This is a genomic window from Streptomyces sp. NPDC102451 (assembly GCF_044765485.1).
In the GTDB taxonomy this organism is placed as follows: Bacteria; Actinomycetota; Actinomycetes; order Streptomycetales; family Streptomycetaceae; genus Streptomyces.
This window is the reverse complement of record NZ_JBIWKD010000007.1, coordinates 179,208-202,832: the sequence shown is the minus strand read 5'-3', so window position 1 is coordinate 202,832 and position 23,625 is coordinate 179,208. Positions and strand designations below refer to the sequence as shown.

Here is a 23,625-nt window from a genome sequence, read left to right as displayed (position 1 = left end):
GGCTTTCCGGTAGCCCGGATCCGCACGAGGAGCGCTCTTGCCAGACGAGGCCCAGCCAGTCGCCGCCCCGCAGCCCGAAAGGCCCGCGGCGGCCTCCGCCACGCCCGGGAAGGCGCAGCCCGACGGAGCGGGCACGCCCGGACCCGCGGGCGGGGACACGCAGGGCCCGGCCCAGGCACCGGCCCACCGGACGCCCGCCGCACCGGCGAAGCCGACCCCGCCCCCGGGGACGAAGCCGACGCCCCCTCCCGGGACGAAGGCCGCGCCGCCCTCCGGGACGAAGCCGGCGGCGCCCGCCACCGGCACCACGGCGCCGAAGCCCCCGGCACCGGATCCCGCCGCGAAGGCACCGGCTCCCGCTCCCGCGGCGAAGGCACCGGATCACGCAGCGAAGCCCCCGGTCCGTCCGGCCGCCACCCCGCCGGCCCCGACCTCGCGCTCCGGTGGCTCCTCCAACCGGGTCAGGGCCCGCCTCGCCCGTCTGGGCGTGCAGCGCTCAAGCCCGTACAACCCGGTCCTCGAACCCCTCCTGCGTACGGTCCGCGGCAACGACCCGAAGATCGAGTCCGCCACCCTGCGCCAGATCGAGAAGGCCTACCAGGTCGCCGAGCGCTGGCACCGCGGCCAGAAGCGCAAGAGCGGCGACCCGTACATCACGCACCCCCTCGCGGTCACCACGATCCTTGCCGAGCTCGGCATGGACCCGGCGACGCTGATGGCCGGGCTGCTCCACGACACCGTCGAGGACACCGAGTACGGCCTGGACACCCTCCGCAAGGACTTCGGCGACCAGGTCGCGCTGCTCGTCGACGGGGTCACCAAGCTCGACAAGGTCAAGTTCGGCGAGGCCGCCCAGGCCGAGACCGTACGCAAGATGGTCGTCGCCATGGCCAAGGACCCCAGGGTCCTCGTCATCAAGCTCGCCGACCGGCTGCACAACATGCGCACCATGCGCTACCTCAAGCGGGAGAAGCAGGAGAAGAAGGCCCGCGAGACCCTCGAGATCTACGCGCCGCTGGCCCACCGCCTCGGCATGAACACCATCAAGTGGGAGCTGGAGGACCTCGCCTTCGCGATCCTCTACCCCAAGATGTACGACGAGATCGTCCGCCTCGTCGCCGAGCGCGCGCCCAAGCGCGACGAGTACCTCGCCATAGTGACCGACGAGGTCCAGGCCGACCTGCGCGCCGCCCGGATCAAGGCCACCGTCACCGGGCGGCCGAAGCACTACTACAGCGTCTACCAGAAGATGATCGTGCGGGGCCGCGACTTCGCCGAGATCTACGACTTGGTGGGCATCCGCGTCCTCGTCGACACCGTCCGCGACTGCTACGCGGCGCTCGGCACCGTCCACGCCCGGTGGAATCCGGTGCCCGGGCGGTTCAAGGACTACATCGCGATGCCCAAGTTCAACATGTACCAGTCGCTGCACACCACGGTGATCGGTCCCAGCGGCAAGCCCGTCGAACTCCAGATCCGTACGTTCGACATGCACCGCCGCGCGGAGTACGGCATCGCCGCGCACTGGAAGTACAAGCAGGAAGCCGTCGCGGGCGCCTCCAAGGTCCGCACCGACATCCCGAAGAACACGGGCGGCGGACGCGGCCAGGACACCGTCAACGACATGGCGTGGCTGCGCCAGCTCCTGGACTGGCAGAAGGAGACCGAGGACCCCAGCGAGTTCCTGGAGTCCCTGCGCTTCGACCTGTCCCGCAACGAGGTCTTCGTCTTCACGCCGAAGGGCGACGTGATAGCGCTGCCCGCCGGTGCGACGCCGGTCGACTTCGCGTACGCCGTCCACACGGAGGTCGGCCACCGGACCATAGGGGCACGGGTCAACGGGCGGCTCGTACCGCTGGAGTCGACGCTCGACAACGGTGACCTGGTGGAGGTCTTCACCTCCAAGGCGGCCGGCGCCGGGCCCTCCCGGGACTGGCTCCAGTTCGTCAAGTCGCCCCGGGCGCGCAACAAGATCCGCGCCTGGTTCTCCAAGGAGCGGCGCGACGAGGCGATCGAGCAGGGCAAGGACGCCATCGCGCGGGCCATGCGCAAGCAGAACCTGCCGATCCAGCGGATCCTGACCGGCGACTCCCTGGTCACCCTCGCCCACGAGATGCGCTACCCCGACATCTCGTCGCTGTACGCGGCGATCGGCGAGGGCCATGTCGCGGCGGCCGGTGTCGTGCAGAAGCTCGTCCAGGCGCTCGGCGGCGAGGACGCGGCCAACGAGGACCTGGCGGAGAGCTCGCCGCCCTCGCACGGCCGCAGCAAGCGCCGGGCCAAGGCGGATCCGGGCGTGGTCGTCAAGGGCGTCGAGGACGTCTGGGTCAAGCTGGCCCGCTGTTGTACGCCCGTACCCGGCGACCCGATCATCGGGTTCGTCACCCGGGGCAGCGGGGTCTCCGTGCACCGCGCGGACTGCGTCAACGTCGACTCGCTCTCGCAGCAGCCCGAGCGGATCCTCGACGTCGAGTGGGCGCCCACCCAGTCCTCGGTCTTCCTCGTCGCCATCCAGGTCGAGGCGCTGGACCGCTCGCGGCTGCTCTCGGACGTCACCCGCGTCCTGTCCGACCAGCACGTCAACATCCTGTCGGCCGCGGTGCAGACCTCCCGGGACCGGGTGGCCACCTCGCGCTTCACCTTCGAGATGGGCGACCCCAAGCACCTGGGACACGTCCTGAAGGCCGTACGCGGCGTGGAGGGCGTCTACGACGTCTACCGCGTCACCTCGGCCCGACGCCCTTAGGGACAGCCCTCCCCGCCGGCGACCGGGCTCCGGCCCCTGGTCGCCGGCGGCCGGCACGGGGTGACGCGTCACACGCGAAAAGGGCTCCCGTACGCATCGCGTACGGGAGCCCCTCACGTGGACCGGGAAACCCGGCTCAGCCGCCGAACTCCTCCAGGCCCTTCAGCGCCTGGTCCAGCAGCGCCTGCCGGCCTTCCAGCTCGCGCGAGAGCTTGTCGGCCCTGGCGTTGTTGCCCGAGGCGCGTGCCGTGTCGATCTGCGTGCGCAGCTTGTCGACGGCAGCCTGGAGCTGGCCGGTCAGACCCGCGGCGCGTGCCCGCGCCTCAGGGTTCGTCCGGCGCCACTCGGACTCCTCGGCCTCCTGGAGCGCCCGCTCCACCGCCTGCACCCGGCCCTCGACCTTCGGGCGGGCGTCACGCGGGACGTGGCCGATGGCCTCCCAGCGCTCGTTGATGGAACGGAACGCGGCCCTGGCCGCCTTCAGGTCCTTCACCGGCACCAGCTTCTCGGCCTCGGCGGCGAGCTCCTCCTTGAGCTTGAGGTTCTCGCCCTGCTCCGCGTCCCGCTCGGCGAAGACGCCGCTCCGGGCCGCGAAGAACACGTCCTGGGCCCCGCGGAAGCGGTTCCACAGCTCGTCCTCGGACTCGCGCTGGGCGCGGCCCGCGGCCTTCCACTCGGTCATCAGGTCGCGGTAACGCGCGGCCGTCGCACCCCAGTCGGTCGAGCCGGAGAGCGACTCGGCCTCGGCGACCAGCCTCTCCTTGACCTTGCGGGCCTCCTCGCGCTGGGCGTCCAGTGCCGCGAAGTGGGCCTTACGGCGCTTGGAGAAGGCGGAACGGGCATGCGAGAAGCGGTGCCACAGCTCGTCGTCGGACTTGCGGTCCAGACGGGGCAGCCCCTTCCACGTGTCGACGAGCGCCCTCAGACGCTCGCCCGCCGACCGCCACTGCTCGCTCTGCGCCAGCTCCTCGGCCTCGACGACGAGCGCCTCCTTGGCCTGACGGGCCTCGTCGGTCTGCTTCGCCTTCTGGACCTTGCGCTCCTCACGGCGTGAGTCGACCGTCGCGACGAGCGTGTCCAGCCGCTTGCCGAGCGCGGCGAGATCGCCGACGGCGTGGTGTTCGTCCACCTGCTGGCGCAGGTGCTCGATCGCCGCCGTGGCGTCCTTCGCCGACAGGTCGGTGGTCTTCACCCGCCGCTCGAGCAGGCCGATCTCGACCACCAGGCCCTCGTACTTGCGCTCGAAATAGGCCAGAGCCTCCTCGGGGGAACCGGCCTGCCACGATCCGACGACCTGCTCGCCCTCGGCTGTACGCACGTACACGGTGCCCGTCTCGTCGACACGGCCCCACGGGTCGCTGCTCACAGCGCCTCCTCCACCTGATGCATCGAGGGGGTTCGCCCCCCGTGCATCGTCCACAGTTTCCTGGGGCGGGCCGCGCCCGCCCTGCACAACGCCAATCTAGGCGACCGGCCACCCGGCTGTCCGCACTCAGCGCGGCTGAAATTCTCCGGTGCGGTCCATGGACCCCGCGCCGGGCGGCCGTGCGTACCGTCAGGCCTTGTCGACGGTCACCTTCTCGACCGTGACGGCCTTCTTCGGAGCACCGTCGCCCGCCCCACCGGCGACGCCCGCCTCGGCGACCTTCTTGACCGCCTTCAGACCCGCGTCGTCCATGGTCCCGAACGGCGTGTAGCTGGGCGGCAGTTCGGTGTCCTTGTAGACCAGGAAGAACTGGCTGCCGCCGGTGCCCGGCTGGCCGGTGTTCGCCATCGCGACGGTGCCCGCCGGGTACGTCACCGAGCCGGCGTCGCCCGCCTTGCCCAGCGCCGTCAGATTCTCGTCCGGGATGGTGTAGCCGGGGCCGCCCGTGCCGTCGCCCTTCGGGTCACCGCACTGCAGGACGAAAATACCCTCCGTGGTAAGCCGGTGGCACTTCGTGTCGTCGAAGTACCCCTTGTCCGCGAGGGCCTTGAAGGAGTTCGTGGTGTGCGGGGTCTTCGCCGCGTCCATCGCGATGCCGATGTCACCCTGGCTCGTGCTGAGCGACATCGTGTACTTCGCCTTCTTGTCGATCTTCATCGCGGGCTCGGGAGCCTTGCTCTCGCTCTCCGAGGGCGATGCCGACGGGTCGGCGCTCGCGGCCGCCTCCGTCGAACTCTTCGAGCTCTTCGAGTCGTCGCCGTCGAGCGAGACGTACGCGCCCGCACCGATGACCGCCACCACGGCCACCGACGACGCGATGATCACCGTGAGACGCCTGGTCCTCCGGCGCGCTTCCTCCCGGCGCTGCTGCTGCCGCTCGAACTTCTCCCGGGCGAGCTGCCGCCGCCGCTGATCGCTGCTGACCACCGGATGGTCTCCTTGTACGTCGTGTGATCGGTCCTGGAATGCCCGTACGGTATATGGGTTAGCTGTGGAATGAGGAGCGCCGGTAGTCTCTGAACGGCCGCATTCCTCCTCCGCGGCCCTCCTCGTCGGACGAACACTAAGGACGAACGTGCTCATTGCCGGGTTCCCCGCCGGGGCCTGGGGGACCAATTGCTACCTGGTCGCCCCCGCCGCCGGTGAGGAGTGCGTGATCATCGACCCGGGCCACCAGGCCGCCCAGGGCGTCGAGGACGCACTGAAGAAGCATCGGCTGAAGCCCGTCGCCGTCGTCCTCACCCACGGCCACATCGACCACGTCGCCTCGGTCGTCCCGGTGTGCGGCGCCCATGACGTCCCCGCCTGGATCCACCCCGAGGACCGCTTCATGATGAGCGACCCGGAGAAGGCGCTCGGCCGCTCCATCGGGATGCCGCTCATGGGCGAGCTGACCATCGGCGAGCCGGACGACGTCAAGGAGCTGACCGACGGCGCCCGGCTGGAGCTGGCGGGCCTGGAGTTCGGCGTCGCGCACGCGCCCGGCCATACGAAGGGGTCGGTGACGTTCAGGATGCCCGAGGCCGCGGATGTCCCGCAGGTCCTCTTCTCGGGCGACCTGCTCTTCGCCGGCTCCGTCGGACGCACCGACCTGCCCGGCGGCGACCACGCCGAGCTGCTCGAGTCGCTGGCCCGCGTGTGCCTGCCGCTCGACGACTCGACCGTGGTGCTGTCCGGCCACGGCCCCCAGACGACCATCGGCCGCGAGCGCGCCTCCAACCCGTACCTGAACGGTCTGGCCGCGCCCCGCCGAGGAATGTGACGAGAGAGAAACACCGTGAGCACCTTCCAGGCCCCCAAGGGCACCTACGACCTGATCCCGCCGGACTCCGCGAAGTACCTCGCGGTGCGCGAGGCGATCTCCGCGCCCCTGAAGAACTCCGGCTACGGCTACGTCGAGACGCCCGGCTTCGAGGACGTCGCCCTCTTCGCGCGCGGTGTGGGTGAGTCCACCGACATCGTGTCCAAGGAGATGTACGCCTTCGAGACCAAGGGCGGCGACAAGCTCGCGCTGCGCCCCGAGGGCACCGCGTCCGTGCTGCGCGCCGCCCTGGAGGCCAACCTCCACAAGGCCGGCAACCTCCCCGTCAAGCTCTGGTACTCCGGTTCGTACTACCGCTACGAGCGTCCGCAGAAGGGCCGTTACAGGCACTTCTCGCAGGTCGGCGCGGAGGCCATCGGCACCGAGGACCCGGTGCTGGACGCCGAGTTGATCATCCTGGCCGACCAGGCCTACCGGTCGCTCGGCCTCCGCCAGTTCCGCATCCTGCTGAACTCGCTGGGCGACAAGGAGTGCCGCCCCGTCTACCGGGAGGCGCTCCAGACGTTCCTGCGCGACCTCGACCTGGACGACGACACCCGCCGCCGCATCGAGATCAACCCGCTCCGGGTCCTCGACGACAAGCGGGCCGACGTCCAGAAGCAGCTGACCGGTGCCCCGATGCTGCGCGACTTCCTCTGCGACGCCTGCAAGGCGTACCACGAGGAGGTCCGCGACCTGCTGACGGCGGCCGGTGTGGTGTACGAGGACGACGAGAAGCTGGTCCGCGGCCTCGACTACTACACCCGCACGACCTTCGAGTTCGTCCACGACGGTCTGGGCTCCCAGTCCGCGGTGGGCGGCGGCGGCCGGTACGACGGGCTGTCCGAGATGATCGGCGGCCCCGCACTGCCGTCCGTCGGCTGGGCGCTCGGCGTGGACCGTACGGTGCTCGCCCTGGAGGCGGAGGGCGTCGAGCTCGACGTCCCCGCCACCACCAGCGTGTACGCCGTACCGCTCGGCGACGAGGCGCGGCGGGTGCTCTTCGGTCTGGTCACGGAGTTGCGGAAGGCCGGGGTCGCCACGGACTTCGCGTTCGGCGGCCGGGGCCTCAAGGGCGCGATGAAGAGCGCGAACCGCTCCGGCGCCCGATTCACGATCGTGGCCGGCGAGCGTGACCTCTCCGAGGGCGCGGTCCAGCTCAAGGACATGGAGTCGGGCGAGCAGGAGCCGGTCGCGCTCGACGCCCTCGTGGACACGGTGCGGGCCAAGCTGGCCTGACCCACCCGCGCTCCGCGGTGCCCGCCCGGTCCGCCCGGGCGGGCACACGTGCGTTCGGCGCCGGCCGTGCCACCGGAAGGCGAGCAGGCGCAGGACCCCGTGCCGTCAACTCGGCGGGAGCCGATTCATCCTGCCGGGCGGTGCCGATCCGGGAGCGCCCGCGGCGGTCCGCGGCGGCCGGACCGGCGCCGAGCACACGTACGTGCCGCCGTCGCGGCCCCGGTGGCCCTGAAGGACCCTTCTCCCGCCCCTCTTTCGAGCACATCTTTATGTTCATCGAACGGATGGCCGTGTCGGCGGTGCGGCACAATGGCCCGTGCCCGGCTGGCTACTCAGTGATGGAAACGGCGATATGACGATGGCAGCGGTAGACCACCCCTCCTCCCGGCAGGACGAGGACAACGGCGTGAAGACCTACGGCGGGAGCCGCGCGCTCGCACTGCTGCTGGTGATCACCGGCGCGGCCGGGCTGCTCGCCGCCTGGGTGATCACGATCGACAAGTTCAAGCTGCTGGAGGACCCGAGCTTCACCCCGGGCTGCAGCCTGAACCCGGTGGTCGCGTGCGGCAACATCATGAAGAGCGAGCAGGCGTCCGCCTTCGGCTTCCCCAACCCGATGCTCGGCATCGCCACCTACTCGGTGGTCATCGGCATCGGCATGGCGCTCCTCGCCGGTGCGCGCTTCCGCGCCTGGTACTGGCTGGGGCTCAACGCGGGCACCCTGTTCGGCGTCGGCTTCTGCACCTGGCTCCAGTACCAGTCGCTGTACAACATCAACTCGCTCTGCCTCTGGTGCTGCCTGGCCTGGGTCGCCACGATCTTCATGTTCTGCTACGTCACCACGCACAACATCAAGCACGGCATCCTGCCCGCCCCCGCCTGGCTGCGGAACACCCTCACCGAGTTCCACTGGGTGCCGCCGGTCCTCTGGATCGGGATCATCGGCATGCTGATCCTGACCCGCTGGTGGGACTTCTGGACCAGCTGACGCCGGAGGCCCTGTCAGTGGGGTGACATAGGCTTCTGGACGTGGAGCCCGACCTCTTTACCGCAGCAGCCGAAGACCGCCAGGAGAAGGACCCGTCCAGCAGCCCCCTCGCTGTCCGGATGCGTCCTCGTACGCTGGACGAGGTCGTCGGCCAACAGCATCTGCTCAAGCAGGGCTCGCCGCTGCGCCGCCTCGTCGGTGAGGGGAGCGGAGGGCCCGCGGGCCCCTCGTCGGTGATCCTCTGGGGCCCGCCCGGCACCGGGAAGACGACCCTGGCGTACGTGGTCAGCAAGGCCACCAACAAGCGCTTCGTCGAGCTCTCCGCGATCACCGCGGGCGTCAAGGAGGTCCGGGCCGTCATCGAGGGCGCCCGCCGTGCCACCGGCGGCTTCGGCAAGGAGACCGTCCTCTTCCTCGACGAGATCCACCGCTTCTCCAAGGCCCAGCAGGACTCGCTGCTCCCCGCCGTGGAGAACCGCTGGGTCACGCTGATCGCGGCCACCACGGAGAATCCGTACTTCTCGATCATCTCCCCGCTGCTCTCGCGCTCCCTGCTCCTCACCCTGGAGCCGCTGACCGACGAGGACCTGCGCGCGCTCCTGCGTCGGGCCCTCACCGACGAGCGCGGCCTGGGCGGTGCGGTCACGCTGCCCGAGGCGGCCGAGGCGCACCTGCTGCGGATCGCCGGCGGCGACGCCCGGCGGGCGCTGACCGCGCTGGAGGCGGCCGCGGGAGCGGCCCTCGCCAAGCACGAGCCGGAGATCACGCTGGAGACGCTCGAGGAGACCGTCGACCGCGCCGCCGTGAAGTACGACCGCGACGGCGACCAGCACTACGACGTGGCGAGCGCCCTGATCAAGTCGATCCGCGGGTCCGACGTGGACGCCGCCCTGCACTACCTGGCCCGGATGATCGAGGCGGGGGAGGACCCGCGCTTCATCGCCCGGCGGCTGATGATCTCCGCCAGTGAGGACATCGGGCTCGCCGATCCGACGGCGCTGCCCACGGCGGTGGCGGCGGCGCAGGCCGTGGCCATGATCGGTTTCCCCGAGGCGGCGCTCACTCTCAGCCACGCCACGATCGCGCTGGCGCTCGCCCCCAAGTCCAACGCGGCGACACTGGCGATCTCCGCCGCGCAGGAAGACGTGCGCCGGGGCCTCGCCGGCCCGGTCCCGGCCCATCTGCGCGACGGCCACTACAAGGGCGCGGCCAAGCTGGGCCACGCCCAGGGCTATGTCTATCCGCACGACGTGCCCGGCGGCATCGCCGCCCAGGAGTACGCCCCGGAAGCCGTCCGCGGCAGGCGTTACTACGAACCCACGCGGTACGGCGCGGAGGCGCGGTACGCCGATGTGGCGGACCGGGTCCGTGAGCGGCTCGGCCGCGGGGAGCAGGGCGGCCCGGCGTCCTAGGAGGCCCGGTGACGCCCGCCGCTCAGCAGGCGGCCGCCTCGAAGAGGGTGTGCATCGCGCGGCGCAGCTCGGTGATGTCGCGTACGGGGTCGGGGAACTCGAACCGGGCGTCGAAGCAGGCACCCCGGTTCTCGACGAACCGCACCCGCAGGCCGAAGCGGTCGAGCGCCACCGGGACGGCGTCGAGCCCGTGATCCTCGCAGCCGCACTCGGACCGGTCGCCGAGCAGTGCGGAGAGGGTGGCCATCTGCTCGCCGTGGGCGGCGTGCAGATGCTGGAGCAGCTCGGCCTCGTGCGTGACGAGCGGGTCGGCGACGGCGTCCCGGAAGGCCTCCGGCTCCACCTCCTCGAACCCCCACAGGTCGTCGACCGACGCCTCCCCGGTCTCCAGCCGGAGCATCATCCGGCCGGGCTGCGCGAGCCCCGGCACGGCGGTGAGCCAGCCGGCGATCCGGGCGCGGCCGCGGATGCGGTGCGGGACGGAGACCGGAGCGACATCCGTGATCTCCAGCACGGCGGTCAGCTCGTCGCCCTGGGCGCGCGTCGCGGCCCGTACGACCGGGGAGTCCACGGGGAAGCCGAGGAACAGATCCCCCTCGGGACCGATGCTCCTGGAGTCGGGCATCAGCTGGTCCGGGTGGATGACCGACAGCCCCGGTACGAGCAGCACCGCGGAGCAGGTACTCTGTACGAGAGTTCGTGTGCGCTCGGCTGCTGACGGCATCCGAGTGTTTTCAAGCCCGCTGGGACGCGGCTGACCACGATCAGATCGGCCTTCCGTCGTAGCAGCACCTTCTGGTGTGCTGCCGCTGTCTGTGCTGTCCGTGACGTGTGTGGTGTTCCCAGGGCGAGACATGCGATCTCCTTGAGTAAGGTAAGCCTAACCTAACCTACAACGGAGGTCTGGAGAACGTGCCTAACCAGTCGCGTCCCAAGGTCAAGAAGTCGCGTGCCCTCGGCATCGCCCTGACGCCGAAGGCTGTCAAGTACTTCGAAGCCCGCCCCTACCCGCCGGGCGAGCACGGCCGTGGTCGCAAGCAGAACTCGGACTACAAGGTCCGTCTGCTCGAGAAGCAGCGTCTGCGTGCGCAGTACGACATCAGCGAGCGCCAGATGGCGCGCGCCTACGACCGCGCCCGTAAGGCCGAGGGCAAGACGGGCGAGGCGCTGGTCGTCGAGCTCGAGCGCCGTCTCGACGCCCTGGTCCTGCGTTCGGGCATCGCCCGCACCATCTACCAGGCCCGTCAGATGGTCGTCCACGGCCACATCGAGGTCAACGGTGGCAAGGTCGACAAGCCGTCCTTCCGCGTGCGCCCCGACGACGTCGTGCAGGTCCGCGAGCGCAGCCGCGCCAAGGTCCCCTTCCAGGTCGCCCGTGAGGGTGGCTACGACACGGACGGCGAGACCCCGCGCTACCTCCAGGTGAACCTGAAGGCCCTGGCCTTCCGCCTGGACCGTGACCCGAACCGCAAGGAAATCCCGGTCATCTGCGACGAGCAGCTCGTCGTCGAGTACTACGCCCGCTGATCCAGGCGTAGCTCTCAACCGAGCTCGGGCCCGCCCCTCCCTGTCGTACGGGAGGCGGCGGGCCTTCGCGTTCCCCCGGCCGGATCCGCCCCGGGCATGCCCTCCGGGACCGTACCGTCGCTCTCCGGGGCCGTCCTGGTGTCACCGGCGCCGTCCCTGAGCGCCCGTGCCACCGCCGCCCTCGCGTCCAGCCGGCGGCCCGAGCGCCGTTCGGCGTCGTACCGCGCGTCGCCGAGCTCCGCCCTCGCCCGCTCCTCGCACTCGGCCCGCGGCTTCCCGTAGTGCACGGAGCCGAACAGCGGCAGCCCCACCGAGGGCCAGATCCGGTCCGCCGCACCCTGGAGCACCGCCGCCTCCGCGGGCTCGCCCTCCACCGCCGTGATGAGGGCCAGCAGCTCCAGCGAGAGCGCCGTACCCAGCAGATCGTGGAAGGCGTGCGCGATGGACAGGGACTCCCCGAGCATCCGGCGCGCCCGCCCGCTCTCCCCGGACCGCAGCGCGGCGAAGCCCAGGACGTACAGCGCGTAGGCCAGAGCCCACCGCTCGCCGTGGTCCTCACAGATCTCGCGGACCTCGTCGCAGATGGCCGCGGCCTCGTCGAGGTCCCCGCGGAACGCCACGGCCATGCCCAGTTCGACCTGGGCCATCAGCACATTGCTGTTCAGCTCGCCCGTCTCCCGGTAGCGCGCGAGCGCCTCGCGCAGCAGCTCCTCCGCGCGGACCGGGTCGTCCGTGACGATCGAGAGGCAGCCCGTGCGGTGCACGGCGTAGGCCACGGCGGTGGCGTCCCCCGAGCGCTCGCCCTCCTCGCGGCACTCCTGCAGGGCCGACACCGCGCCGACCGGATCCCCCTGCAGCACGGAGACGTATCCGAGCACCCACAGGGCCTTCAGCCGTGAGTGGTCGTAGGGGGACTCCGCCTCCAGGACGTGGTCCAGCCAGTGGCGCCCCTCCGAGAGCCGCCCGCAGCCCACCCAGTAGAACCAGAGCGTGCCCGCCAGGTACTGGGCGAGATGGACCTCGTCCGGACTCTCCATCGAGCACTCCATCGCACGGCGGAGATTGGGCAGTTCGCTGTCCACCCGGGCGGCGGCCTCCGCCTGCCTGGGGCTGAACCAGTCCAGCTCGCACCACGTGGCGAGCCCCAGATACCAGTCCCGGTGCCTGCGGCGCAGCCGCTCGGCGTCCCCGGCCGCCCGCAGCCACTCGGCGCCGTACTCCCGCACGGTGTCCAGCAACCTGTAGCGGCTGCCGACGGCCGAGTCCTCGCGCAGCACCACGGACTGGGCCAGCAGTTCGTCCAGCACGTCCAGTACGGAGTCGGCCGGCAGACCGTCGCCGCTGCAGATGTACTCGACGGCCTCCAGGTCGAACTGCCCGGCGAACACCGAGAGCCGCGCCCACAGCAGCCGCTGCTCGGGGGCGCACAGCTCATGGCTCCAGCCGATGGCCGTACGCAGCGTCTGGTGGCGGGGGAGGGCGCTCGGGCTGCCCCCGGTCAGCAGCCGGAAACGGTCGTCGAGACGGTGCAGCACCTGCTCCATCGTCAGGGCCCGCAGCCGCCCCGCGGCCAGCTCCAGGGCCAGCGGGATGCCGTCGAGGCGGCGGCAGAGCTCCCTCGCGGTCCCACGGTCGGCGTCCGTCAGCCGGAAACCGGGGCGCACCGCGGCGGCGCGCCGGGCGAAGAGTTCCATCGCGTCGTCGTCGTTCATCGGCAGCAGTGGGTACGTGAGTTCGCCGTCGACCCGCAGGGGGCGGCGCCCGGCGGCCAGAACCTGGAGGCGGGGCGCCCGGCGGAGCAGCTCCCGTACGAGTCCTGCGCACGCGTCGGCGAGGTGCTCGAAGCCGTCGATCACGAGCAGGAGCCGGCGCCCCGCGCAGTGCTCGACCAGGACGGCGCGTGGTGGCCTGCCCGTGTGGTCGGTGAGACCCAGGGCGTCCACCAGCGCGTGTTCGAGCAGCTCCGGGTCCTGGGCGGCCGACAACTCGGCGATCCAGACACCGTCGCAGTACCGTTTCTCCATCAGGGCGGCCACTCTGGACACGAAGCGGGTCTTGCCGACCCCGGCCACCCCGGCCACGGTGACGAGCCTCGACTCCCGCAGGAGAGGCTCGATTTCGGCCAGTTCGTCGTCGCGTCCCACGAAGGTGTTCAGCTCCGCCGGGAGATTTCCGCGCACGGGGGCGGACTCCGCGTCGTCGGGCGTGGGGGAGGGGCGCTGAGGGCGTCGCATGAAACACGCAGAGTACTGGCACATAAGCTCTCCGTACAATCTCCCCGCCCCCGGGACCCGCACCGCCCGCCCGTAATGCGGTACGGGGTGCGACGCCCGGCGCGATAGGCTCGGGGAACGACGATCGGCAGTGGTGGCAGCACGCACCGGCCGAGCCGTGACAGGCAGATACCGGCCGGGAGAGGTTCCGGCCGATGCGGGCGACGAGCAGAGAGCGGTGCACTGTGTCCGGTGGAGAGGTGGCCGGCATCCTGGTGGCTGTCTTCTGGGCGATCCTGGTTTCCTTCCTCGCCGTGGTACTGGTGAGACTGGCCCAGACGCTCAGGGCGACCACCGCCCTGGTGGCGGACGTGACGGAGCAGGCGGTTCCGCTGCTTGCCGACGCCTCCGCCACGCTGCGCTCCGCGCAGACCCAGCTGGACAAGGTCGACGCGATCGCGAGCGACGTCCAGGAGGTCACCTCCAACGCCTCCGCGCTCTCCACCACCGTCGCGTCGACGTTCGGCGGCCCGCTCGTGAAGGTGGCCGCGTTCGGCTACGGGGTGCGGCAGGCGATCGGCCGCCGCACCGCCGCGGAGCCGGAACCGGCCCGTCGGGCCTCCCGCCGCACCGTGATCGTCGGCCGTACCGTGCCGTCCGCCCGCGACAGGAAGCGGAACGGCCGCAGCTCCCGTGGACAGAAGGACTGAACCAGCGATGTTCCGCCGTACGTTCTGGTTCACCGCCGGCGCAGCCGCCGGTGTCTGGGCCACCACCAAGGTCAACCGTAAGATCCGGCAGCTGACCCCCGAGAGCCTCGCGGCGCAGGCCGCCGACAAGGCGATCGAGGCAGGTCACAAGCTGAAGGACTTCGCCCTCGACGTCCGTGAGGGCATGGTCAGGCGCGAGGCCGAACTGGGCGGGGCGCTCGGCATCGAGGCGGCCGACGACCCCGAACTCGTCACCTACCGATCACTCCCCTACAACTCGAACAACCGGAATGAGGACCACTAATGGAGTCGGCTGAAATTCGCCGCCGCTGGCTGAGCTTCTTCGAGGAGCGCGGTCACACCGTCGTGCCTTCGGCGTCGCTCATCGCGGACGACCCGACTCTGCTGCTGGTCCCCGCGGGCATGGTTCCCTTCAAGCCCTACTTCCTCGGCGAGGTCAAGCCGCCCGCCCCGCGCGTCACCAGCGTGCAGAAGTGCGTGCGTACGCCGGACATCGAAGAGGTCGGCAAGACCACCCGGCACGGCACGTTCTTCCAGATGTGCGGCAACTTCTCCTTCGGCGACTACTTCAAGGAAGGGGCCATCCAGTTCGCCTGGGAGGCCCTCACCGACTCCGTCGCGGACGGCGGCTTCGGCCTCGACCCGGAGCGCCTCTGGATCACCGTCTACCTGGACGACGACGAGGCCGAGCAGATCTGGCGCGAGAAGATCGGCGTCCCGGCCGAGCGCATCCAGCGCCTGGGCAAGAAGGACAACTTCTGGTCCATGGGCGTCCCCGGCCCCTGCGGCCCGTGTTCCGAGATCAACTACGACCGCGGCCCGGAGTTCGGCGTCGAGGGCGGCCCCGCCGTCAACGACGAGCGGTACGTGGAGATCTGGAACCTCGTCTTCATGCAGTACGAGCGGGGTGCCGGCGACGGCAAGGAGGACTTCCCGATCCTCGGTGACCTGCCGTCGCAGAACATCGACACGGGCCTCGGCCTCGAACGCCTCGCCATGATCCTGCAGGGCGTACAGAACATGTACGAGACCGACACCCTGCGCGTCGTCATGGACAAGGCCACCGAGCTCACCGGCGTGCGCTACGGCGCCGAGCAGGGCTCCGACGTCTCCCTCCGGGTCGTCGCCGACCACATCCGTACGTCGGTGATGCTCATCGGCGACGGAGTCACCCCCGGCAACGAGGGCCGTGGCTACGTCCTGCGCCGCATCATGCGCCGCGCCATCCGCAACATGCGGCTCATGGGCGCCACCGGCCCGGTCGTCCGTGAGCTCGTCGACGTCGTCGTCGACACCATGGGGCAGCAGTACCCGGAGCTGATCACCGACCGCAAGCGCATCGAGACCGTCGCCCTCGCCGAGGAAGCCGCCTTCCTCAAGGCCCTCAAGGGCGGCACGAACATCCTCGACACCGCCGTCACCGAGACCAAGGCCGCCGGCGGCAAGGTCCTCGCCGGCGACAAGGCGTTCCTGCTCCACGACACCTGGGGCTTCCCGATCGACCTCACGCTGGAGATGGCCGCCGAACAGGGCCTCTCCGTCGACGAGGACGGCTTCCGCCGCCTGATGAAGGAGCAGCGGGAGCGCGCCAAGGCCGACGCCAAGGCCAAGAAGACCGGGCACGCCGACCTGTCCGCCTACCGCGAGGTCGCCGACAACTCCGGCGTCACCGAGTTCACCGGCTACGCCAGCACCGAGGGCGAGTCGAAGATCGTCGGCCTGCTCGTCGACGGCGTGCCCTCGCCCGCCGCCACCGAGGGCGACGAGGTCGAGGTCGTCCTCGACCGCACCCCCTTCTATGCCGAGGGCGGCGGCCAGCTCGCCGACCAGGGCCGGATCAGGCTCGACAGCGGTGCCGTCATCCAGGTCCGCGACGTGCAGCAGCCCGTCCCGGGCGTCTCGGTCCACAAGGGCTCGGTCCAGGTCGGCGAGGTGACGGTCGGCGCCTCCGCCTACGCCGCCATCGACAACACCCGCCGCCGCGCCATCGCCCGCGCCCACAGCGCCACGCACCTCACGCACCAGGCGCTGCGCGACGCGCTCGGCCCGACGGCCGCCCAGGCCGGTTCGGAGAACTCGCCCGGGCGCTTCCGCTTCGACTTCGGCTCGCCCGCCGCCGTACCCGGCACGGTCCTCACCGACGTCGAGCAGAAGATCAACGAGGTCCTCTCGCGGGAGCTCGACGTCCAGGCCGAGGTCATGTCCATCGACGACGCCAAGAAGCAGGGCGCCATCGCGGAGTTCGGCGAGAAGTACGGCGAGCGGGTCCGGGTCGTCACCATCGGCGACTTCTCCAAGGAGCTGTGCGGCGGAACGCACGTGCACAACACCTCCCAGCTGGGCCTGGTGAAGCTGCTCGGCGAGTCCTCCATCGGTTCGGGCGTACGCCGTATCGAGGCCCTGGTCGGTGTGGACGCGTACAACTTCCTCGCCAAGGAGCACACGGTCGTCGCCCAGCTCCAGGAGCTGCTCAAGGGCCGCCCCGAGGAGCTCCCCGACAAGATCTCCGGCATGCTCGGCAAGCTGAAGGACGCCGAGAAGGAGATCGAGAAGTTCCGCGCGGAGAAGGTCCTCCAGGCCGCCGCCGGGCTCGTGGAGTCGGCCAAGGACGTACGCGGCGTGGCCCTGGTCACCGGGCAGGTCCCGGACGGCACCTCGGCCGACGACCTGCGCAAGCTGGTCCTCGACGTGCGCGGGCGCATCCAGGGCGGCCGGCCGGCCGTCGTGGCCCTGTTCACCACGGCCAACGGCCGCCCGCTGACGGTCATCGCCACCAACGAGGCGGCCCGCGAGCGCGGCCTCAAGGCCGGTGAGCTGGTGCGCGCCGCCGCCAAGACCCTCGGTGGCGGTGGCGGCGGCAAGCCGGACGTCGCCCAGGGCGGCGGCCAGAACCCGGACGCCATCGGTGACGCCGTCGCCGCTGTCGAACGCCTCGTCACCGAGACGGCGTGACGCCGGACATGTCGCAGATGCGCCGTGGACGCCGACTCGCCATCGACGTCGGCGACGCCCGGATCGGGGTCGCCTCGTGCGACCCCGACGGGATCCTGGCCACGCCGGTGGAGACCGTGCCGGGACGCGACGTCCCGGCCGCCCACCGGCGGCTCGGCCTGATCGTCGAGGAGTACGAGCCGATCGAGGTCATCGTCGGCCTGCCCCGTTCGCTGGGCGGCGGCGAGGGCCCGGCGGCCGCGAAGGTCCGCGCCTTCGCGCAGGTGCTCGCCCGCGCCATCGCACCGATTCCTGTACGTCTTCTGGACGAGAGGATGACCACAGTGACGGCCACTCAGGGGCTGCGCGCTTCGGGCGTGAAGTCCAAGAAGGGCCGGTCTGTCATCGACCAGGCTGCCGCTGTGGTGATCCTCCAGAACGCTCTGGAGTCCGAACGGGCGTCAGGCGCTCCCCCGGGCGAGGGCGTCGAAGTGGTTGTCTGATCGCGATACGGTAACGTTCCGCGCGATGCGCCGGTGTTCGAACAGACACCGCACAGCAAAGCGAAGAGACGGAGCGTCGTCTCGCGGCTCAAGGGGATCGATGACTGAGTATGGCCGGGGCCCCGGCTCCGAACCGTGGCATCCCGAGGACCCCTTGTACGGGGACCAGGGATGGGCAGGCCGGCAGGCCGCCCACGGCCAGGGCCAGTACGAAGGCCAGCAGCAGCCCTACCAGCAGGACCCGTACGCCCAGCAGGGCTACCAGCAGGACGCGTACCAGCAGGACCCGTACCAGCAGCAGCACCAGCAGCAGCCGTACGGAGCGCCGCAGGACCCGTATGCCCAGCAGGACCCCTACGCCCAGCAGCCGCAGCACGCCCAGCAGGACCCGTACGGCCAGCAGGATCCTTACGCCCAGCAGCCCCACCAGCAGCCGCAGTACGACGGCGGCTGGGACACCGGCCAGCAGGCGGCGATGCCGTACGGGGCCCAGCAGCCCCGGTACGACAACAACCCCGGCTACGGCGAGCAGGCCGACCCCTACGGCACCCCCGAGGCCTACCCCCCGCCGCAGCCTCCGGGGCGCCGCGAGGAGCCCATGCAGCGGCAGAGCCCGGACTGGGACCCGGAGGTGCCGGAGGAGGAGACGCATCCCTTCTTCACGGGTGCCGACGCACCGGCCGGCGACCGTGACTCCCGCTCCCGTCCCCGGGACGAGGAGGACGAGTACGACGACGACCCGCGTGAGTCCCGCAGGGGCGGCGGCGAGCGCCGTGGCAAGGGCAAGAAGAAGAGCCGCAACGGCTGCGCCTGCCTGGGTGTCGCGGCGGTCCTCGTCGGTGGTCTCGGTGGGGTGGCCTACTTCGGCTACTCGTACTACCAGAGCCAGTTCGGCGAGGCGCCCGACTACGCGGGCGACGGCACGGGCTCGGTGGAGGTGGAGATCCCCGAGGGTGCCCTCGGGTACGAGATCGCGAACACCCTGAAGAAAGCCGGCGTCGTGAAGTCGGTCGACGCCTTCATCTCGGCCCAGAACGGGAAATACAAAGGGAAGTCCATCCAGGCCGGCGTGTACATCCTGAAGAAGGAGATGTCCGGCGAGAGCGCCATGGGCCTGATGCTCGACCCGAAGAGCCAGAACGGCCTGGTCGTCCCCCCCGGCATGCGCAACGCCGCTGTGTACGAGGCGCTCGACAAAAGGCTGGACCTCAAGGCCGGGACGACCGAGGGGGTCGCGGAGAAGAATGCGGGGAGCCTCGGTCTGCCTGACTGGGCGGACAATGATCCGGCCATAAAGGATCCGCTGGAGGGCTTCCTCTATCCCGCCACCTATTCGGTCGCCAAGGGAACGAAACCCGAGGTCGCTCTGAAGAAGATGGTCAGCCGGGCCAACGCCGAGTACCGAAAACTCGACCTGGAAGCGACTGCCAAGAAGTACGACCTCGACGGCCCTTGGCAGGTGCTGACCGTCGCGAGCCTCGTCCAGGCGGAGGGTAAGACACACGATGACTTCCGGAAGATGAGCGAAGTCATCTACAACCGTCTCAAGCCCACGAATACCGAGACGAATCAGCTGCTTCAGTTCGACTCGACGTTCAATTATCTCAAGAAGCAGAGCGAGATCGACATCCGGGTGGACGAGATCCAAAAGAACAAGGATCCGTACAACACGTACACCCAGCGGGGCCTCACGCCCGGTCCCATCGGCAACCCCGGCACCGACGCACTGGCCGCCGCGCTGAATCCGACCGCGGACGGATGGCTCTACTTCGTGGCCACCGACGGGCAGCACAAGACCGAGTTCGCCAAGACCTATGACGACTTCCTGAAACTCAAGGACAAGTTCGATGCCCGGTAATGAGGCCCGCCGGGCCGCAGTCCTCGGCTCGCCCATCGCCCACTCCCTCTCCCCGGCCCTGCACCGCGCCGCATACGCGGAGCTCGGCCTGGAGAACTGGTCGTACGACCGCTTCGACGTCGACGAGGCGGCGCTGCCCGGCTTCGTCGAGGGGCTGGACCGGTCCTGGGCGGGGCTCTCGCTGACCATGCCGCTCAAGCGCGCGATCATCCCGCTGCTGGACGGCATCAGCGACACGGCGGCGTCGGTCGAGGCCGTCAACACCGTGGTCTTCACCGAGGACGGCCGACGCGTCGGCGACAACACCGACATCCCCGGCATGGTCGCCGCCCTGCACGAACGCGGGGTCGAGAAGGCCGAGTCCGCCGCCGTCCTGGGCGCCGGCGCCACGGCGTCCTCGGCGCTGGCCGCGCTCTCCGTGATCTGTACGGGCCCGGTCACCGCCTACGTGCGCAGCGAGGCCCGGGCCGACGAGATGCGCGGCTGGGGCGAGCGCCTCGGCGTCGACGTGCGGACCGCCGACTGGGCCACGGCCGCCGAGGGACTGAACGCGCCCCTGGTGATCGCCACGACACCGGCCGGCACCACGGACGCCCTCGCGGACGCCGTCCCCGCCACCCCCGGCACGCTCTTCGACGTGCTGTACGAGCCCTGGCCGACGCCCCTGGCCTCACGCTGGTCTGCGGCCGGGGGGCCGGTCGTCGGAGGCCTCGACCTCCTCGTCCACCAGGCAGGTCTCCAGGTCGAGCAGATGACCGGACGCGACGCGCCCCTCGCGGTCATGCGCGCGGCGGGCGAGCAGGCCCTCGCGGCACGGGAACGCCGGTAGACCCGCCCGGAAACAGCCCCACGACCGTCCGTCTGCTGGACCGGCGGCAGGGGGGCGCTTCCGGTCGTGGGAGGATCGGGGGCGGCGGGCCAGGGCCGCGCACCCGGTCGCGCCGTTGCAGTTACAGGCGCGAGCATGAGGAGCACCGTTGAGCAGGTTGCGCTGGCTGACCGCCGGAGAGTCGCACGGCCCCGCACTGGTGGCGACGCTGGAGGGTCTTCCCGCCGGTATCCCCGTCACCACGGAGATGGTGGCGGACGCGCTCGCCAGGCGACGGCTCGGTTACGGGCGCGGCGCCCGGATGAAGTTCGAGCGGGACGAGGTCACCTTCCTCGGCGGCGTCCGGCACGGCCTGACCATGGGCTCGCCCGTCGCCGTCATGGTGGGCAACACCGAGTGGCCCAAGTGGGAGCAGGTCATGTCGGCCGACCCGGTCGACCCCGACGTGCTGGCCGCACAGGCCCGTAACGCCCCGCTGACCCGCCCCAGGCCCGGCCACGCCGACCTGGCCGGGATGCAGAAGTACGGCTTCGACGAGGCCCGGCCGGTCCTGGAGCGCGCCAGCGCCCGGGAGACCGCGGCCCGTGTCGCCCTCGGCGCCGTCGCCCGCTCCTACCTCAAGGAGACCGCGGGCATCGAGATCGTCTCCCACGTCGTGGAGCTGGCTGCGGCCAAGGCGCCCTACGGCGTCTACCCCAAGCCCTCCGACGTCGAGCGGCTCGACGCCGACCCCGTGCGCTGCCTCGACGCCGACGCGTCGAAGGAGATGGTCGCGGAGATCGACCAGGCCCACAAGGACGGCGACACCCTCGGGGGAGTCGTCGAGGTGCTCGCCTACGGCGTCCCCGTCGGCCTCGGCTCCCACGTCCACTGGGACCGCAGGCTCGACGCCCGCCTCGCCGCCGCGCTGATGGGCATCCAGGCCATCAAGGGCGTCGAGGTCGGCGACGGCTTCGACCTCGCCCGGGTGCCCGGCTCCAAGGCGCACGACGAGATCGTGGCCACCGCCGAAGGGATCAGGCGCACCTCCGGCCGTTCCGGCGGCACCGAGGGCGGGCTGACCACCGGTGAGCTGCTCCGGGTCCGCGCCGCGATGAAGCCCATCGCCACCGTGCCCCGCGCGCTCGCCACGGTCGACGTCGTGACCGGCGAGGCGGCCAAGGCCCACCACCAGCGTTCCGACGTGTGCGCCGTCCCGGCCGCCGGGATCGTCGCCGAGGCGATGGTCGCGCTGGTGCTGGCTGACGCGGTTGCGGAGAAGTTCGGCGGGGACAGCGTCGCCGAGACCCACCGCAACGTGCAGTCGTACCTCGCCCACCTCCAGATCCGGTGAGCGGCCCGCTGATCGTCCTGGTCGGCCCCATGGGGGTGGGCAAGTCCACGGTGGGTGAACTGCTCGCCGACCGGCTGGGCACCGCCTACCGCGACACCGACGCGGACGTCGTCGCCACCGCGGGCAAGGCGATCTCGGAGATCTTCTTCGACGACGGCGAGGAGCGGTTCCGCGCTCTGGAACGGCAGGCGGTGCGCGACGCGATCGCCCAGCACACCGGTGTCCTCGCCCTCGGCGGCGGCGCCGTCCTCGACGCGGAGACCCGTGCCCTGCTCGGGGGCCGCCCGGTCGTCTATCTCTCCATGGACGTGGACGAGGCCGTCCGCAGGGTCGGGCTGAACACCGCCCGCCCCCTCCTCGCCGTCAACCCGCGGCGGCAGTGGCGCGAGCTCATGGACGCCAGGCGCCCCCTCTACGAAGAGGTGGCCGCCGTCACCGTCGCCACCGACGAACGCGCCCCCGAAGAGGTCGCCCAGGCGATCATCGAGGCACTGGAACTGCCGGAACGTACAGGCGGGCCCGTACCGTCCGACCAGGAGAACTCAACGATGACCGAGCAGGGCACCACGCGCATCCAGATCGCCGGCACGGCAGGCACCGACCCGTACGAGGTGCTCGTCGGCCGCCAGCTGCTCGGCGAACTGCCGAACCTCATCGGCGACCGCGTCAAGCGGGTCGCCGTCCTGCACCCCGAGGCGCTCGCCGGGACCGGCGAGGCGGTTCGCGCAGACCTCGCCGCCCAGGGCTACGAGGCCATCGCGATCCAGCTGCCGAACGCCGAGGAGGCCAAGACCGTCGAGGTCGCCGCCTACTGCTGGAAGGCGCTGGGCCAGACGGGCTTCACCCGCACCGACGTCATCGTCGGCGTCGGGGGCGGCGCCACCACCGACGTCGCCGGCTTCGTCGCCGCTTCCTGGCTGCGCGGGGTCCGCTGGATCGCCGTACCGACGACCGTGCTCGGCATGGTCGACGCGGCGGTCGGCGGCAAGACCGGCATCAACACCGCCGAGGGCAAGAACCTCGTGGGCGCCTTCCACCCGCCGGCCGGGGTGCTCTGCGACCTTGCCGCGCTGGACTCGCTGCCGGTCAACGACTACGTCTCCGGCATGGCCGAGATCATCAAGGCCGGCTTCATCGCCGACCCGGTGATCCTGGACCTGGTCGAGGCCGACCCCCAGGGCGCCCGTACGCCCGCCGGACCGCACACCGCCGAGCTGATCGAGCGCGCCATCCGGGTCAAGGCGGAGGTCGTCTCCAGCGACCTCAAGGAGTCCGGCCTGAGGGAGATCCTCAACTACGGCCACACCCTGGCCCACGCCATCGAGAAGAACGAGCGCTACAAGTGGCGCCACGGCGCGGCCGTCTCGGTCGGCATGGTCTTCGCCGCCGAGCTGGGCCGGCTCGCCGGACGCCTCGACGACGCCACCGCCGACCGGCACCGCGCCGTCCTGGAGTCCGTCGGGCTGCCGCTCACCTACCGCGGTGACCAGTGGCCCAAGCTCCTGGAGAACATGAAGGTCGACAAGAAGTCCCGCGGCGACCTGCTGCGCTTCATCGTCCTGGACGGCATCGGCAAGCCCACCGTGCTGGAGGGCCCCGACCCGTCCGTCCTGCTCGCCGCCTACGGGGAGGTCTCGGCGTGACGACCCGCAGGGTCCTCGTGCTCAACGGCCCGAACCTCGGACGCCTCGGCTCCCGGGAGCCCGACGTGTACGGGGCGACGTCCTACGCCGGTCTGGTCGACACCTGCCAGGCCCTCGGCAAGGAACTCGGCTTCGACGTCGACGTCCGGGAGACCAACGACGAGGGCGAGCTGATCCGCTGGCTCCACGAGGCGGCGGACGGTTCGATTCCGGTCGTTCTCAACCCCGGTGCGTTCACGCACTATTCGTACGGAATGCGCGATGCGGCAGCCCAGCGCACCGCCCCGCTCATCGAGGTGCACATCTCGAATCCGTACGCACGGGAGGAATTCCGCCACACCTCGGTGGTCGCCCCGGTGGCCACCGGGACCGTGGCAGGCTTCGGGATCGGCTCCTACCGGCTCGCCCTGCGGGCCCTGGCCGACGAACTGACGGACTGACACGC

Annotated in this window: 19 protein-coding genes; 15 read left to right on the top strand and 4 right to left on the bottom strand. The window is 70.9% G+C overall.

Annotated elements, in window-relative coordinates; all coding sequences use genetic code 11:
• Nucleotides 1-37 precede the first annotated feature (37 nt).
• Entirely contained in the window at nt 38-2,746 is a 2,709-nt protein-coding gene (locus ACIRD8_RS18560; RefSeq protein ID WP_403992279.1) for a RelA/SpoT family protein, read from the top strand.
• A 136-nt stretch (nt 2,747-2,882) separates the two neighbouring features.
• Here the strand turns inward: ACIRD8_RS18560 and ACIRD8_RS18555 are convergent, their stop codons facing one another.
• Together ACIRD8_RS18555 and ACIRD8_RS18550 are read right to left on the bottom strand one after the other, a co-directional pair.
• On the bottom strand, nt 2,883-4,112 hold the full coding sequence (locus tag ACIRD8_RS18555) for a DUF349 domain-containing protein (RefSeq protein WP_403992276.1): 1,230 nt from the start codon (nt 4,110-4,112) through the stop codon (nt 2,883-2,885).
• Between the two features lie 189 nt (nt 4,113-4,301).
• On the bottom strand, nt 4,302-5,099 hold the full coding sequence (locus tag ACIRD8_RS18550) for a peptidylprolyl isomerase (RefSeq protein ID WP_403992273.1): 798 nt from the start codon (nt 5,097-5,099) through the stop codon (nt 4,302-4,304).
• Between the two features lie 148 nt (nt 5,100-5,247).
• Between ACIRD8_RS18550 and ACIRD8_RS18545 the strand changes: the two genes are divergently transcribed.
• From ACIRD8_RS18545 to ACIRD8_RS18530, 4 genes are all read left to right on the top strand, one after another.
• Nucleotides 5,248-5,934, top strand: a complete 687-nt coding sequence (locus ACIRD8_RS18545) for an MBL fold metallo-hydrolase (protein ID WP_403992270.1) — start codon at nt 5,248-5,250, stop codon at nt 5,932-5,934.
• A 15-nt stretch (nt 5,935-5,949) separates the two neighbouring features.
• Nucleotides 5,950-7,212: a histidine--tRNA ligase gene (hisS, locus tag ACIRD8_RS18540; protein ID WP_403992267.1), complete on the top strand. Its 1,263-nt coding sequence runs from the start codon at nt 5,950-5,952 to the stop codon at nt 7,210-7,212.
• Nucleotides 7,213-7,564: 352 nt separating this feature from the next.
• Nucleotides 7,565-8,200, top strand: a complete 636-nt coding sequence (locus ACIRD8_RS18535; RefSeq protein ID WP_360364458.1) for a vitamin K epoxide reductase family protein — start codon at nt 7,565-7,567, stop codon at nt 8,198-8,200.
• 41 nt (nt 8,201-8,241) lie between these two features.
• Entirely contained in the window at nt 8,242-9,612 is a 1,371-nt protein-coding gene (locus ACIRD8_RS18530; protein ID WP_403992263.1) for a replication-associated recombination protein A, read from the top strand.
• 22 nt (nt 9,613-9,634) lie between these two features.
• On the opposite strand, the gene ACIRD8_RS18525 is transcribed toward ACIRD8_RS18530, so the two are convergent.
• A complete protein-coding gene (locus tag ACIRD8_RS18525; protein WP_403992260.1) occupies nt 9,635-10,336 on the bottom strand; it encodes a DUF2470 domain-containing protein in 702 nt (233 codons plus the stop codon).
• Between the two features lie 188 nt (nt 10,337-10,524).
• Between ACIRD8_RS18525 and rpsD the strand changes: the two genes are divergently transcribed.
• Nucleotides 10,525-11,139 (top strand): 30S ribosomal protein S4, encoded by a 615-nt coding sequence (gene rpsD, locus ACIRD8_RS18520; protein ID WP_099176856.1) that lies wholly within the window; start codon nt 10,525-10,527, stop codon nt 11,137-11,139.
• Nucleotides 11,140-11,153: 14 nt separating this feature from the next.
• Here the strand turns inward: rpsD and ACIRD8_RS18515 are convergent, their stop codons facing one another.
• Nucleotides 11,154-13,373, bottom strand: a complete 2,220-nt coding sequence (locus tag ACIRD8_RS18515; protein ID WP_403992257.1) for an ATP-binding protein — start codon at nt 13,371-13,373, stop codon at nt 11,154-11,156.
• A gap of 239 nt (nt 13,374-13,612) precedes the next feature.
• Between ACIRD8_RS18515 and ACIRD8_RS18510 the strand changes: the two genes are divergently transcribed.
• The 9 genes from ACIRD8_RS18510 to aroQ all read left to right on the top strand — a co-directional run bounded on the left by ACIRD8_RS18510 (nt 13,613) and on the right by aroQ (nt 23,620).
• The gene (locus tag ACIRD8_RS18510) at nt 13,613-14,062 is read left to right on the top strand and encodes a DUF948 domain-containing protein (protein WP_403992254.1); all 450 of its coding nucleotides are present in this window, start codon (nt 13,613-13,615) and stop codon (nt 14,060-14,062) included.
• Nucleotides 14,063-14,069: 7 nt separating this feature from the next.
• Entirely contained in the window at nt 14,070-14,366 is a 297-nt protein-coding gene (locus tag ACIRD8_RS18505) for a DUF6167 family protein (protein WP_403992251.1), read from the top strand.
• Nucleotides 14,366-17,035, top strand: a complete 2,670-nt coding sequence (gene alaS / locus ACIRD8_RS18500; RefSeq protein WP_403992248.1) for an alanine--tRNA ligase — start codon at nt 14,366-14,368, stop codon at nt 17,033-17,035. The genes ACIRD8_RS18505 and alaS overlap by 1 nt, the downstream gene beginning before the upstream one ends.
• Before the next feature lie 8 nt (nt 17,036-17,043).
• Nucleotides 17,044-17,517, top strand: coding sequence for a Holliday junction resolvase RuvX (gene ruvX, locus ACIRD8_RS18495; protein ID WP_403992824.1), 474 nt, complete (start codon nt 17,044-17,046; stop codon nt 17,515-17,517).
• A gap of 100 nt (nt 17,518-17,617) precedes the next feature.
• Nucleotides 17,618-19,375 carry an endolytic transglycosylase MltG gene (gene mltG / locus ACIRD8_RS18490; protein WP_403992245.1) on the top strand — a complete coding sequence of 586 codons (1,758 nt, stop codon included), beginning with the start codon at nt 17,618-17,620 and terminating at the stop codon, nt 19,373-19,375.
• Complete coding sequence (locus ACIRD8_RS18485; RefSeq protein WP_403992242.1) at nt 19,365-20,204, top strand: shikimate dehydrogenase; 840 nt, start codon at nt 19,365-19,367, stop codon at nt 20,202-20,204. The genes mltG and ACIRD8_RS18485 overlap by 11 nt, the downstream gene beginning before the upstream one ends.
• 148 nt (nt 20,205-20,352) lie before the next feature.
• Nucleotides 20,353-21,537 carry a chorismate synthase gene (aroC, locus tag ACIRD8_RS18480; RefSeq protein WP_403992239.1) on the top strand — a complete coding sequence of 395 codons (1,185 nt, stop codon included), beginning with the start codon at nt 20,353-20,355 and terminating at the stop codon, nt 21,535-21,537.
• Complete coding sequence (gene aroB / locus ACIRD8_RS18475) at nt 21,534-23,180, top strand: 3-dehydroquinate synthase (RefSeq protein WP_403992236.1); 1,647 nt, start codon at nt 21,534-21,536, stop codon at nt 23,178-23,180. The genes aroC and aroB overlap by 4 nt, the downstream gene beginning before the upstream one ends.
• The gene (gene aroQ, locus ACIRD8_RS18470; RefSeq protein ID WP_099176866.1) at nt 23,177-23,620 is read left to right on the top strand and encodes a type II 3-dehydroquinate dehydratase; all 444 of its coding nucleotides are present in this window, start codon (nt 23,177-23,179) and stop codon (nt 23,618-23,620) included. The genes aroB and aroQ overlap by 4 nt, the downstream gene beginning before the upstream one ends.
• Nucleotides 23,621-23,625 lie beyond the last annotated feature (5 nt).